Annotated in this window: 16 protein-coding genes and 1 tRNA gene; 14 read left to right on the forward strand and 3 right to left on the reverse strand. The window is 34.2% G+C overall.

Annotation, left to right across the window (positions count from 1 at the left end; all coding sequences use genetic code 11):
- Window position 1 precedes the first annotated feature (1 nt).
- From ACLRVU_RS01285 to ACLRVU_RS01350, 14 genes are all read left to right on the forward strand, one after another.
- A complete protein-coding gene (locus ACLRVU_RS01285; RefSeq protein ID WP_412890356.1) occupies window positions 2–367 on the forward strand; it encodes a DUF6711 family protein in 366 nt (121 codons plus the stop codon).
- A gap of 8 nt (window positions 368–375) precedes the next feature.
- Entirely contained in the window at window positions 376–3,267 is a 2,892-nt protein-coding gene (locus ACLRVU_RS01290; RefSeq protein ID WP_412890357.1) for a hypothetical protein, read from the forward strand.
- Window positions 3,268–3,284: 17 nt separating this feature from the next.
- Window positions 3,285–5,621, forward strand: a complete 2,337-nt coding sequence (locus ACLRVU_RS01295) for a phage baseplate protein (protein WP_412890358.1) — start codon at window positions 3,285–3,287, stop codon at window positions 5,619–5,621.
- Window positions 5,621–5,968 carry a hypothetical protein gene (locus tag ACLRVU_RS01300; protein ID WP_412890359.1) on the forward strand — a complete coding sequence of 116 codons (348 nt, stop codon included), beginning with the start codon at window positions 5,621–5,623 and terminating at the stop codon, window positions 5,966–5,968. Before ACLRVU_RS01295 ends, ACLRVU_RS01300 begins: the two co-directional genes overlap by 1 nt.
- A gap of 1 nt (window position 5,969) precedes the next feature.
- Window positions 5,970–6,095, forward strand: a complete 126-nt coding sequence (locus ACLRVU_RS01305; RefSeq protein ID WP_412890360.1) for a CD1375 family protein — start codon at window positions 5,970–5,972, stop codon at window positions 6,093–6,095.
- An 11-nt stretch (window positions 6,096–6,106) separates the two neighbouring features.
- Entirely contained in the window at window positions 6,107–6,331 is a 225-nt protein-coding gene (locus tag ACLRVU_RS01310) for a hypothetical protein (RefSeq protein WP_412890361.1), read from the forward strand.
- A gap of 38 nt (window positions 6,332–6,369) precedes the next feature.
- Window positions 6,370–6,831: a phage holin family protein gene (locus tag ACLRVU_RS01315; protein ID WP_412890362.1), complete on the forward strand. Its 462-nt coding sequence runs from the start codon at window positions 6,370–6,372 to the stop codon at window positions 6,829–6,831.
- Window position 6,832: 1 nt separating this feature from the next.
- The gene (locus ACLRVU_RS01320; protein ID WP_412890363.1) at window positions 6,833–7,876 is read left to right on the forward strand and encodes a GH25 family lysozyme; all 1,044 of its coding nucleotides are present in this window, start codon (window positions 6,833–6,835) and stop codon (window positions 7,874–7,876) included.
- 6 nt (window positions 7,877–7,882) lie between these two features.
- A complete protein-coding gene (locus tag ACLRVU_RS01325) occupies window positions 7,883–8,065 on the forward strand; it encodes a hypothetical protein (protein WP_412890364.1) in 183 nt (60 codons plus the stop codon).
- A gap of 162 nt (window positions 8,066–8,227) precedes the next feature.
- Complete coding sequence (locus ACLRVU_RS01330; RefSeq protein WP_412890365.1) at window positions 8,228–8,944, forward strand: DUF3800 domain-containing protein; 717 nt, start codon at window positions 8,228–8,230, stop codon at window positions 8,942–8,944.
- Window positions 8,945–9,258: 314 nt separating this feature from the next.
- Window positions 9,259–9,432: a hypothetical protein gene (locus tag ACLRVU_RS01335; RefSeq protein WP_412890366.1), complete on the forward strand. Its 174-nt coding sequence runs from the start codon at window positions 9,259–9,261 to the stop codon at window positions 9,430–9,432.
- A gap of 59 nt (window positions 9,433–9,491) precedes the next feature.
- Entirely contained in the window at window positions 9,492–9,728 is a 237-nt protein-coding gene (locus tag ACLRVU_RS01340; RefSeq protein WP_412890367.1) for a hypothetical protein, read from the forward strand.
- A gap of 320 nt (window positions 9,729–10,048) precedes the next feature.
- Complete coding sequence (locus tag ACLRVU_RS01345; RefSeq protein WP_412890368.1) at window positions 10,049–10,831, forward strand: Ku protein; 783 nt, start codon at window positions 10,049–10,051, stop codon at window positions 10,829–10,831.
- A 34-nt stretch (window positions 10,832–10,865) separates the two neighbouring features.
- Window positions 10,866–11,765 (forward strand): DNA ligase, encoded by a 900-nt coding sequence (locus ACLRVU_RS01350; RefSeq protein ID WP_412890369.1) that lies wholly within the window; start codon window positions 10,866–10,868, stop codon window positions 11,763–11,765.
- 147 nt (window positions 11,766–11,912) lie between these two features.
- Here ACLRVU_RS01350 and ACLRVU_RS01355 read toward each other — a convergent pair whose 3' ends face one another.
- The 3 genes from ACLRVU_RS01355 to ACLRVU_RS01365 form a co-directional block, all read right to left on the reverse strand.
- Window positions 11,913–12,734 carry a hypothetical protein gene (locus ACLRVU_RS01355; protein WP_412890370.1) on the reverse strand — a complete coding sequence of 274 codons (822 nt, stop codon included), beginning with the start codon at window positions 12,732–12,734 and terminating at the stop codon, window positions 11,913–11,915.
- 499 nt (window positions 12,735–13,233) lie between these two features.
- Window positions 13,234–14,025 carry a hypothetical protein gene (locus ACLRVU_RS01360; RefSeq protein WP_412890371.1) on the reverse strand — a complete coding sequence of 264 codons (792 nt, stop codon included), beginning with the start codon at window positions 14,023–14,025 and terminating at the stop codon, window positions 13,234–13,236.
- Between the two features lie 215 nt (window positions 14,026–14,240).
- Window positions 14,241–14,316 (reverse strand) — tRNA-Glu (locus tag ACLRVU_RS01365).
- Window positions 14,317–14,369 lie beyond the last annotated feature (53 nt).

The raw sequence follows: 14,369 nt of genomic DNA on the forward strand, positions 1-14,369 counted from the left end.
AATGGATATTCTTAAAATTAATGGGGTAGCTATTAAAGCCCCTTCTACATTAGAATATCAACGCTATGCGATTGATTCAGAAGACGGATCCGGAAGAAATCAAGATGGAGAAATGGTTAGAGACTGCATAGGAGTTAAAACTAAACTTGTATGTACTTTTCCGCCTATGAGAGATGATGAAATCAGCAATTTATTAAAAGCTGTAGAACCTTTATTTTTTGAAATAGAGTATCCTGATGCATATATAGGAGGGCGTAGAACGATGACTGCATATGTCGGTGATCGGACTATGCCTTTATATATTTATGATAAGATAACTAATTCATGGATTTGGCAGGGATTAAGTATGAACTTTATAGAGAAATAGGTGATTAGATGGCATATAGTAAAGATTATGAAAAAGACACCCGTGAAATTAGCATAAAACTTGTTTTAGATGGAAAAAATGTTAATCCAAAATTATTGGTCAAAGCTCAGATAAACGAGGTGTTTAATCAGTCTGAAAATATAACATTTGGTAATTTCTGTACGAACAGTTTTAATGCAGAACTTTTCAGCGATCCCAATGTTAAATTTGCAGAGAAATCGAAGGTCGAATTATTTTCTGTTTTAGATAATATTGAAACTCCATTAGGTATATTTTATGTATCAGAAATTACAGATAGCAAAAAGAAATTAAATGTTAGTGGTTATGATATTTCTGCATTTATGTTGAATGATTATGCTCCAACAATTCAATTTCCAAATACTATAGAAAATGTCGTTAAAGATATATGTAATCAGTGTAATGTCACTTTAGATTTTACATTTCCAAATATACAGGTGGAAGGGTATCCGGGAAATACACAATGTAAAGTGATGATAGGGTATTTAGCAGGATTAATGGGTATGAATGCATATATAAATCCGTTAGGCAGACTTACATTTAAATGGTATACCGAAACAGATATAAAGATATTTAGAAAAATACAGTTTTTAAATGGGTATAAACAAATTGCGGATAAAGTAATCATAAACTCAATCACTTGTACAGTAGGAGATACTCAAATTTCGAGCGGTGAAGGAATGGGGATAAGTATAGAAAATCCCTTGATGAATCAAAGCCTGTTAGACAGTATATTAAACAAAATAAAAATACTTACTTATACGCCATGTACTATAGAATTCAGAGGTAATCCCACGATTGATGTAGGTTCAATTGTTTTAGTAGAAACGGATAAAGGGGTTTATATAAAAGCAATAGTATCAAAAAGAGATACTACAATAGGTGGAGGTATGAAGTCTACCATTACTTCAATCGCTAATAATCAAATTATTTCTGCTATATCAAAAAGTCCAATTGAAATAAAACTTAAAAAGCTTTATAACACTTTACAAGAAGGTTTTAAAGAAAGTACCGAAACGATATTAGGTCATAATGGCGGTAATTTCGTTGTTGATTTAGATAGTAATGGTAAACCGACTGGTTGGACCATTATGGATACACTGGCATTAAACGAAACTACTCATTTATGGAAAATGACAATGGGAGGTTTTGGATATTCATCAAACGGTGGGAAAACATTTGAAAAAATAGCTATTGATATGAATGGTAATATTAATGCATTTGCTATACGAGTAGGAATAATTCAAGGCGACTTTTTCGATATTGATCTAAATACAGGTACATTAAAAATGGGGTTACGTAACCAGCAAGGAGAAATTGATAATCCTGATTTTTACATTGATCACAATGGGGTAGTAATATTCAATGCTATAAAAGAATTAGAAAAGAAGATAGAAGCCATTGAAACAAATACCGTTAGTGCAAGCATAAGTGCTTCTAATAATGCCACTTTGAATGTGAAGAATACGTTTGTTACACTCAAAGCTAAAGTTGTGTTAGATGGTAAAGACATTACGACTGATCTAACCGAACTAAGTTTTATTTGGCATCGCGTGAGTGGAAATAAAGACCAAGACACAGAATGGGATCAAAACCACAGCACAGGCTCTAAGGAGTTAAATATAGGCTATAATGATGTGGATCTATACGCGAACTTCTATTGTGTGGTGACAACAACTTATGGAGTGTTTGTCAGTAATTATTTAGCCGTCACGGACGAAACGGACGTTTCTAATTTACAAGTTTATATAAGCGCTAATCAGCCCACATATCAGGAATACAATGGATCCAGCTATAGTCCTGATTGGACTACCAGTGGGAACCTTATTTTAACTCCGGTGATATTGGATAATTTCTTAAATGTCCCTTTATCCGATTGTACGATTACCTGGAAAAAGACCACCGGAGAGCTTGATCCTGACGAAGTGGTGACCGATGGCATTCTAACCGTATCTAGTAATAAACTAAATGCAGACGTAAAAAATGTGACGTATGTATGTGACATTCAATACCATTATTCGTCCTTAAGTAAGACAATAACGTTTAGCGGTTGCAAGGATCAGGAAGAGACGACCATTGGAGATATAACGTATTACACATGGGTTTACTTCGCTGATAATTCCAATGGTGATGGTATCAGCAAGACCAGTGCCGGGAAGTCTTATATCGGTGTTGCTAATATGCAGACTGAGAAAGAACCGCCGTACACGACAAATGAAGAGGGACAAAAGATTTATACGGACTTGTCTGCTTTTGTATGGACTAAGATGATTGATTTTAACACGGTTTTAAAACAACCGGGTGAGCCGAATGACATAACAGTTTTATGGCTAGATACAACCACTGGACAGTTAAAGAAGTATTATCAGTTCTTGCAGGCGTGGGCACCTATCGACAATGAAACATCTATCCGAGATAATGCAGAAAATGTATTTGTGACGACAGAAAAAAGTAACAATGCTAATTTCACGGTCCTTAGCAATAGTATTGCTGCTACAGTGAAAAGCGTAGAGAAAGTGAGCAGCGATCTAGGAAGTCAACTGGAAGAACTCAGCACCAAACAGGAACAAACGGATTCATCTGTAAATACTACCATTACTAAAGTAACAGAGCTAACGGACAGTATAACGGGATTAGTCACGAAGGAAGAATTTCATACCTATTTTAAATTTCAAGAAGACGGCTTGCATATCAGTAAATCACAGGGGAGTTTTGAGATGGTTCTAAGTGATACAGAGCTTGCTTTTTATGAAGGGGGAACACGTGTGGCCTACATCAGCAATAAACGTCTTTATATCGAGCAGGTTGTGGTTGTGCAAAGTCTACAGGTAGGTGACTATCTATTGCGATACGATAATGATGTCGGCTTTATTATTCAGTAAGGAAAGGAGATAATAAAATGAGTTATTGGCTAAGTCAAGCGGTCTATAGTATAGGTCAAAGCACCACAGAGAACTACACGAATGTACGTGTGGATCTTTACTTTGACCGTGACAGCGGGAGTGCATGGAATAACTACACGACTTATGGATACATTATCGTTGATGGTCAGCGTCAAGATTTTAGTGTTGGGTCCTATGGAACAGCAAGCAGAATCTTATTAGCGACTCGAGATTTTAGGGTTTACCATAATGGTGATGGAACGAAAACGGTTAATTATAGCTGTTATTTTAATGCAGATAACAGTCCTTATGTTGGCGCGTTAAGTAGCAGCGGGTCCTATACTTGTCCTACGATTCCAAGAGCGGCACCGATTACAAATGTTAGTTATTCTAATATTTATAGTTCTTTTTATGCGAGCTTTACTTCATATTCAAGCAGCTTTAATTATAAGCTAAGAGTTTCGATCCCGAACGTTGTAGCCCTTGAAACATACAGCAATTATACTAGCGGGGCGACAAAGACATTAAGTGTGGAGAAACAAAAATATCTAGTCGATTATCTGAATAAAAATGGAAAGACAAGTGCGAGCTTAGGGTTTGTCATTGAAACCTATTCCGGATCAACCAAGATAGGGGAGTCATCGGAGGTTACACGAACTTTCGTAAAACCTACAACCTCCGATATTACAAGCTTTTCGGTCAGTAATATTGATAGCAACGTAAAATTTACGCTTGCTAAGAAAGACTATTGGGCATATTACGGTTACAGTTTAACAATCAAATATGGCAGCTTAGTGCTGTACAGTGGGGGTTATAACAGTAGCATTACAGTAAGTGACAGCAGTAAAATGAGTCAGCTCTACACGGCTATGAAAAATGTAAGTAGTGGGACTTTTACAGCCACTCTAACAAGCACGTATGGTGGGTATAACATTGGACTATATACAAAGAATGCAACAGGAACATTAATTAATATTGCTCCCGTCTTTAGTTCTAGTTTTGGTGTGTTTGATGGGGAGCAGCGCGTAACAAACGTTACCGGAAATAATCAGATCATTGTACAAACGCTATCCACAATCGTATTTATCATTCCTCAGATTAGCTTGAAAAAAAACGCTGTAGCTTCTAGTTTGAAACTTACTTTTAATGGCAGAAACTATGATGTCCCGATTGGTAAAGATACATCGCAGTATGTAATAGGAACCATAGCAACATCGGGAACTTACCAAGCTACTTTAACTGCGACGGATAGCCGTGGGAAAACAGTCAGTAGTACAATAAACGTGGTAGTAACACCTTATAGTAAGCCAAGTGTTAGCTGGGACTATTACAGAGCCAACGCAGATGGCACAAAGAACTTATTAGGAGGAACCTATATTTATGTTAAACCAACCTTTAGCGTAGCCAAAGTGGCTGGGAATGCAGTTAATGGCACATTACTAAAGATTGGCGGTACTTCTGTTAGCAGTAGCTTCGTATCAGGGACCGGGGTCAACTATGGATCAGCATATGCGATTAATAATAGTTATGCGTTAGAGATCTTCATAACGGATAAACTGGGAGAAACCACTAAATTAACTGGAACTATTACAGCAGCGGAACTTCCTTTTAACATCACGAAGGATAAAACCGGCGTAGGAATTGGTACGGTTGCAGTAAAAAATCAAATTACTTTAGGAAAGAAGACACAAGCTCAACAGGAGATTTTTTCAACAGGATCATTTAATAAAGGGAGTTGGAACGCTCCTAAAAGTGGAGTCATTACTCAAATCATTGATAGCAGTGGTAGTCAGCATAGTGTTATTGTTGGGAAAGACAGCTCAGGCAATCGGCATTATGGATTAGATTTTTATGATAATACATCTAGTCGGAGAATGAGGTTATATTCGGGATCGGATTATTTAGAGGTAGGAAGTACAACCAGTATTAATGGGGATAAAATTTTAACCTTAAATAAGGCTTTCCCAGTTAATTCTATTTACCTTACTTATACCAATATAAATCCTGGAACATTTCTAGGCGGAACGTGGTCATTGATTGGACAGAATCGTTATATCGTTGGGGCAGGTAGCAGCTACTCAGGTGGGGCAACTGGCGGAAGTTCGTCAACAGGCGGAACCGCTTTAACTGTAGCACAGATACCTAATCATGACCATGTACTGAGCATGGCGACCATGAATAAAGTAGATGGGAGCTTTGGTTTTTCAAATGCCAGTAGGGGATACGCTGATAGAGCAGTTGCGATATGGGATACAAGTAGTATTTCAACTCGGAATACGGGTGGTGGCGCTCAACATTACCATAGTTTCACACCGAATTACATTGCTTTATATATTTGGAGGAGGACAGCGTGATGCATAAATTAATTATTAATAAAACAGAATTAGATTTAATCGGTCAAGAAGATTATCAAGTGGATAACCTTCTTTTTTTAGAATTTACAACTGAGTTAGGTTTGGAAGAGGTCAATGATCTTTTTTCTAATACTAATAATTTATTAGAGATATTGGTACGATTAGACGAGGCAGAACGTATTTATAAAAACTTCTGTGTATATAAGCAGCTGCAATATAGTATGGGGGAAGATCCAATCTATAGGATAACTTTAGAACAAAATGATCACCTTGCAGATGCCTTAACACAGATCACAGAGTTGCAAATGGCATTAGTAGAAATCTATGAAATGACAGGAGGAAAATGACATGGCAATAATTTACGTACAATTAATCATTAAGGGCAAAAAAACTTTCAATGAAGTTCCTGTAAGACTACAGGATAAAGTAAAAGGAATTTTAGCTGATTTAGAATTAGAAGAATTAGCCCAATAGAGGAGGATATGATGACAACAAAAGGCAGTAATTTAATTATTCAAGAGCATAAACAAAATATTCTTTCAGCATTTAATCACGCTTTACAAGACGTACCTGTTTATGTATTGGAATTGATCGCAAACGATTTATTACATGATATTACAGTGGCTAAAGAGCAAGCAATACAAAAAGAGCAACAAGAATATCAAGAAGCAATGCAAAAAGAATTTGATGCAAATCAGGATCCGGAATAATTAATGGATCCTTTTATTTTAGAAAAGGAATGAGGGAAATGAAAAGAATGGATAAAGTAAAGATGTTTTTAGGCGCCGCATGTAGTGCCTTTTTTAGTTTCTTTGGCTTATTGGCTATCCCAATTCTACTGTTGATAGGATGTAACTTGATCGATTGGTTTACTGGGTTAGGAGCAAGTTACAGCAAAGGCAATAAAATAACAAGCCAAAAGAGCTTTTTAGGTATAGTTAAAAAGGTAAGTATGTACGTTCTTATTTTTGTTGGGTATGCCGGAGATGTACTGGTAGTTTATATTAGTACCAATATGAATCTAGGCATTAATATACCTCCGGTTATAAGTTGTTTTGTAGCAGTATGGCTGGTGCTAAACGAACTAATTAGCATTACTGAAAATTGCGAAGATATAGGGGTTACCATTCCATTTTTAGCGCCTATTATTAAATTAATTAAAGGGAAAGTAGAAGATACCATTCAAACAGAAGAAAGTGAGGAAAAATAATATGAGTTTATATGGAATTGATATTGCAAGTTGGCAAAGCGACTTGGATTTAAGTCAAATAGCTTTCGATTTTGCTGTCGTTAAGGCAACAGAGGGAACAGGATATATTAATCCTTATTGCGACAAACACGTTCAGCAAGCCTTAAATTTAGGTAGAAAAGTAGGCTTCTACCACTACGCACAAAATGCACAAAACACAGCTAGCCAAGAAGCAGAGTTCTTTATTAATAACTGTAAAGGCTATTTTGGTAAGGGTATTCCGGTATTAGATTGGGAAGAACAAACAGCGGACGTAAGTTGGGCTTTGGAATGGCTGCAGATCGTAGAACAGCAAACAGGCGTAAAGCCTTTAATCTATATGTCTGAAAGTGTAGTGAATCGCTATGACTGGTCCGCTGTAGCAAATGCCGGTTATGGCTTATGGGTAGCAAAGTATAAAGGATATGATCCTATTTATAATTATGATATGACTAATGTTGGCGCAGAACCAAAAGTTAACTACTGGCCGTTTTATGCGATGTGGCAATTTACATCATCAGGGTGCTTAGACGGCTATAACGGTAAGCTAGATTGCAATGTTTTCTATGGCGATTTAGATGCTTGGGATAAATATGCAGGAGTGACAAGCAACGTTGTGAGTCAGCCAGCAGAACCAGTACCAGCGCCACAACCAACCTTAAAGCACCACGTAGGAGAATATGTTTATTTTGGGAGTTGTTATGCTTCGTCTACCGCAAAAGTGGGTTGGTCGCCTAATGGTGAAGCCCTAGTGCCGGATATTGGAGAGGGGACGATCACCGCTATTTACCCGGGAACCAATAACCCTTATCTGATTAACGATGGCATGTGCTTTGTGAATGACGGTGATATTGCAGAGAATACAGAAAATCCGGATCAACAATATGTCGTACAATCCGGAGATACACTTTGGAATATTGCTGGGGAAGCGCTTGGAGATCCTACACGCTATATAGATATTAAAGGTTGGAATGGTTTGACTGATGATGTAATATATCCGGGACAAGTCCTAGTTATTAAGAGGTAACATTATATGGATAACTTACCTGAAGTAATACTTGTTAGTAATGCGAAATGTATAGACGGTACACCAGTTAGTTTTGATTGCTTTTTAAAAGCTGTTTGTATCACTGAAATGAAAAACCACACTTGTGTAATAAAGTGTGGCGATTGGGAGCAAGAGATTAATTTAGATCAAATAAGAGAATATGTATAAAGTAAAAACCCTAGGTCTAATTTGGACTTAGGGTATTTTTTATTTATTTAAATGTGAATAACTATGTGAATAAATAAACCGATTTTTTATTGAATTGCGAAGCACTTATACAAGTGATATAATACTAATTACATGAAAAAATAAACTAGGGAGGGCATAGTAGTGAAAATTTGGGTCTATATTGATGAATCCGGATCTATTCATAAAAATAGTAATACTAATTACTTTGCTATTGGTGGCTATTTTGCATATGGGGATGAATTCGCTCATACACGCATTATGAATAAGTATAAAAAAATAAATAAAAAGCATAAGAAAAATAGAAAAATGAGTATGTCGGAAGAGCTAAAAACGAGAAATATGACTTTGAATGAGAAACTAGAACTTATAACACATATTCAAAAAATAGATAATTTTATAGGATGTGCAATTTTGTTTGATAAAAGTCATATGCGAAAGCAAATAGCTCAATCCAATATATTTTTTAATTATGGTGTTAAAATCCTTTTTAAGGATACCATACTTCCTCTCCTCCCAGAAGATGAGACATATGAGTTTATATTGAGTATTGATAATAGAAATATATCTGTGGGTCAGTTAAATGATTTAGAAAAATTTTTAAATACTGAATTTTGCTATTTTGATTATAGCTTTTCTATTAAATATTATGATTCTGCTAGTCATTATGGCATTCAGCTTGCTGATTTAATAGTTAACACAATGTATATGAGATCAAAAGATAGATCTTTTGTAGAGCCTATTCTTAATACGTTGGATACATCAAAGTTTAGATTGAATATCTTTCCTGGAAAAATATATTGCGGTAGAGCGACTAAGTTGTCTATGGAAAAATCAAGTGAGTTGACAAAAGTAGGATAATTTGTTAACATATTTATAGAGTAAGACCTAGGAGTGGTAGCTAAATGCTAAACGTGCTGTTTGTACGTTGCCCCCTAGGCCTCTTTTATTTATAATATTATTCTTAATAAGTTCTATAAAGAGTTAATAAAAAATCCCCCATATAAATTGGGAGACCGCTGATAGGTTCACGTAGAATTCTCTATCGCTATAGTTTAATTTTACCATATTATGCATTATAGTGCTCAACAATTTTTTGTTTATACACACTCATATCTTTACAAATAATACGTTTAAGATTAACATTGTTCTTAAATATAGTAGGAGGTAAAAATATGAGTTTTAAGTGTAAATGTGGAGAGATTGTATCTACATACGATGTATTCTATGAAGAAAGCGGAAGATTTAAGGCATATTCTTATAAATGCCCGATTTGTGGATGCTGCCAAATAGTAATTCATTATTTAGATGGTCAGGTTAAAATAATAAACGGTTTCTTAAAGAAATAATGCCATTTGCACATATTCATGTTATTATACTATTAGTAATGTGTAGGGAGAATGTGGATATGGAATCAGAAAAATTAAAAGAGATTGTATTTTTAAATCTTATATCCTCTTATGGGGATTATGTTAAAGCAATCAAGGAAGATCAAACAAATGTAGAGGTAATGGAATACTGCGAGGGGATTATATTGGGTCAATTAAAATTGGCTTTAGATTTAAGACTAATAGTACAAGATGATTTAAGTAATGTTTATCGAACAATAGTGGAATATAAAAATAAGATCATTCACATGAATTGAACGATCTTATTTTTCTTTTAATGTGTAATTTTCTATTATCTTTCCGTTAACTGTTTTAAAAGAGAACTTACAGTTACCGCAATAAAAGAGTTGATGGACTGTTCCACCTTTATTTATTCTCTAAATATGTACCATGTTTTGTGATTGTTTTTCCACATTTAGGACACTTTGCCTTTTCTTCCATACCTATTCACCTCAAAGAGTATTATAGCACTATGTATAACTTAATAGATTTAACAAGTTACTATAAGAAGTTATATAGCTTGCTGTATAATTCCTAATAATGTACACATAACTAACAATATAGGAGTGTGATGAATATGCCAATAGCACATAAAAGTGCAATAAGTGTTGGAATGTTATATATACCTGTGAGTTTATATAAAACAACTCGAGATACTGGGATAAGTTTTAACCAGTTATGTAAAGGAGAAGACGGGCAACATCAAAGAATTAAATATCAAAAAATATGTCCTAGTTGCAATAAAGAAATAAAGTCATCGGACATTATTAAGGGTTATGAATACGAAAAAGGCAAATATGTTACGATTTCAAATGATGAACTTGAGCGAATCAAGACAAAAAAAGACAAGACTATCCATATAATTTATTTTACGAAACTTAGCGAGATTGATCCAATCCTTTTTGACAAAGACTACTATCTTGCCCCCGAAGCTGGTGGAGAAAAAGCCTATGAATTATTAAGACAAGCTTTGTTATCCACTAAGAAAGCAGCTATTGCAAAAACAGTATTGGGAAGTAAGGAAGAATTAGTGGTATTATATCCTACTAAAAATTCAATAATCGCTAAAATGATCTTTTTTCAAGAAGAAATACAACCTGTGCCAAATATATCTAAAGTGCAGTTAGATAAGAAAGAACTAGAAATGGCTAAAAGTCTAATATCAAACATGACTGAAACTTTCAATCATGATGAGTTTGTTGATGAATATCAAGCAAAATTAAGAGAAGCTATTCAGACAAAGATAAATGGACAGGAAATTGTGACTGCCGGAAACGAGCAACAAACAACCGCTATAGATTTAATGACCGCATTACAACAAACCTTAGAAATGGCTAATAACCATTCAATACCATCATAGTATGGACATTTTTAAAAACAGAGAAGCTAGAGCCATGTTGATTGCAAACTTGGAAGCTCCTTTTGATAGTCCAGATTACTTATATGAATTAAAATTCGATGGAATTCGCTGTCTTGCTTATATCACAAAAGACAGTGTAGACTTGCGAAATAAAAGGAATAAAGATATAACTGCCTTATTCCCAGAACTAAATGAAATTTATTGTCAAGTCAATAGTCGATGTATATTAGATGGCGAAATCGTTGTTATCAAAGGCAATAAGCCCGATTTTTTTGAAGTCCAAAAAAGAACCATAATGACAAACCCATTTAAAATTAAATTACAAGCTGACAGGTTGCCAGCATCCTTTGTTGCATACGATATTATTTTGTTGGATAACAAGCTTCTAATAGACAAAGGATTAGAAGAAAGAAAAGAATTAATCAACAAAACAATCTATGAGAATGAACGAATTGCAATATCAAAAGTTTTTGATAATGGAGTAGCATTATTTGAATTATGTAAAAGTCAAGGTTTAGAGGGTGTTGTAGCTAAGCGCAAGGGAAGTAAATACTTTTTTGGTAAGTTGAGTAAAGATTGGATAAAGTTTAAAGTGTTAGAAGATAAGGATTATGTTATCTGTGGTTATATACAAAAACCTAATAATATGACCAGTATAATAATCGGACAGTACAACAATAAGAAAGAATTAATATATAAAGGACATGTAACACTTGGTAGTAGTTTAAGAGCGCTTAATCAACATAAATATACAATTATAGATCATCCACCATTTAACACACCCGTGCCCACTGGAAATGAATATGCCGTATGGTTAAAACCAGAACTAGTATGTATTGTAGAATACATGCCTAGTAATAAAGATGGATTAAGACAGCCAGTTTTTAAAGGAATAAGAGACGATAAATCTCCAAAAGATTGTTTAATAGATTAAAAGCAAGTTTAGTACTGGTCAGAACTCCTTTCTAGGTATGAAAAAATAGCTAATCGTATAGACTAGCTTTTTTTTTATATGTGGAGACATAAAGTTATCAAACTGAAACTTATAGTTTACCTTCGTAAAATATTATCGTTCACTAAATTATTTATAAAAATATGTATCAAACAATGTTGCATAATACCCCAAATTCTCCCAAATATTACCCCCTTCGCATTCCCATGTTATTTCAATAGTATTAGCTCCGGTTAGATCGATTTCAAAAACTTGTAAGTAGGTATCAACTTCCACTGGATTAGAAATAAATTTTCTTTGTCCATCAACAATTATCGTTATGGTTGATGACTTTCTATAATTATCAAATTTTATCTCTTTTGGGCAGGCAATTGTTCCTTTTATAAGAGAAAATTTTCCGTCTAAAAAATAAGTAACTGTCCCCCTGCTTAATGAGAAACTATATAAATATGTATTGTTGAATTTATCTTCTTTGTATTTATTTATGAGTGTTTTATCTTCTACTCCATTTGCCGTATTCTTCAATTGAGGAAATTCAGAAATAGGAATAGGTCTATAATATTCATACTTTTTCAACTCTTGCAACAATATGTTTTCCCCTGGATAATTTTTAATAGCATCTTTCAGAACTAAAATAGCATTTTCATACCCTTCGCTATTAAAAACCACTTGAGCTTGCTTTATAATGTTATTAAGAAAGTTTTCTTTTTCTTGTGTACTATTTTGTGTAATAATTTGTTCCGGTGATTCTCCTTCAGCTCTTTTTATATTTCTAATATTATTATTTTTATCTATTTCTTCTATTTTTCTAGGGACTTTCTCTGTACCAACCTTTTCCTCAGGAAGAAAGTACTTTTCAAATATACTTGGCACATCCAATAAAAAGAAAGATACAAAAGACATTATTGTAACAATTAATGTAACTACTTTATGTTTCTGTTGTTTATCCATATTCATTTTACCCCTTTAATTATCCTATATAATCAGCATTTAACCTCATATGGATTAAAGCCGGCATTACTGCAGGTATTATGACATACCCATTATTCCTCCTTTATGTATTCTAATCTTTTTCAAGCGTAACAGTTTCTAAACATGACTGTCAAGTTCTTTTAGTATGTTATTTTTCAACTAAGCTAGTTAATATGGAACGCTAAATATAAAAAAGGACTGGATTAACTGACCAGTGGTTAATTTAATAAAGAAAACTCTGCATTATGCAGAGTCGGCTTCCTATTATATCTTTTTTGACATGTTTTTGACATGATTGTGAACATATTGAAAACATATTGAGTTGATATTCTTAACTATAATTTGTTTTAAAGGTAAAAGTAGAACGTTTATCACAATATATTTAATTAATATTCTAAAATTTGTTTGATATTCATTCCACCCCAGCCATTTAAAAGCAGAACACTGATGACATTCATCAGTGTTTTTTTGTTGTCATTTAATCGACAGTCACTTCAAAAGTGAAATGATCACGATCAATAGAATAATTATTTGAAGAACCTTCACCTACTAATTTGAATGAACTTTGATCAATTGCTTTAAATGTGATAATTCCAGAAGAAGTAACACTTGGTAAAATCTCGCTGTTAATTTCCGGATAATCCGCATTGTAATTTGACGATTCTTCATACTGGGTTCCGTTTTGAACAATTTTTTGATTAAAGCTATAGAAGTTATAAGATTCATCAGACTGATTACTGACCGTCATATAAAGACGTGTTTCAGCTTTGGCAAATTGGACTTTCTCTATAGAGATTGTCACACCGTCAACATTGCTGCTGTACGTTTGATTGACTGCCACTTCTTTAAGTGTTGGTGAAACTGCAGTGATATAATCAATCTTTTCGATCTCTTCAGCAACGATGGAAGGTGCAATAACAACACCGCCTAACATATTTTCTCCTCTGTATTTCCCATTAACATATCCTGTAATACGGACATAATCTCCGGAAGCTAAATCTTCATTTCCGGTTTTACGAACGGCAACAACCGTATTGTTTTGAATTTTAACAGGATCCTGCCACATTTGGAAAGCAATGATATCATCGTCTGCTTCCGGAGTAGAAAATATTTCTCCGGTCAGTGTAACATACTTGTGCTTAAACTTTTTTGGAGTTGTGTATAAATCAATGATTTGTGATTCATCAATAAACTCTTTTTCTTTTGGGGCTGCCTTTTCCGATGATCCACATCCAGATAATGTAATGGTCAGCAGTACTGCCATCATCATTTTTTGAACTTCATTTCTTTTCCTCCCTAATATAATGTATATAAACATAAGGCAATCATGTTTACACCCGTTTGAGTCAGTCACCATTTCCTTCAAATAGATGACCTTCTCCTTATATATAAATCTATTTCTTACATTATACTATATTCTTTTAATAGGAGAAATGATTTGTTAAAAAAACCAATCTTTTCTGATTGGCTTACAACAACTATAAATGGTAGCCTGTAGGGGGCTCGAACCCCTGCATGCTGGAATGAGAATCCAGTGTGTTAACCGCTTCACCAACAGGCCATCGTTCTTACATATTATAGCACTAAAAAAGAAAATGTGATAGATAAAATTAA

The sequence above is a fragment of the Beduini sp. genome (assembly GCF_047239305.1).
In the GTDB taxonomy this organism is placed as follows: domain Bacteria; phylum Bacillota_I; class Bacilli_A; order Erysipelotrichales; family Coprobacillaceae; genus Beduini.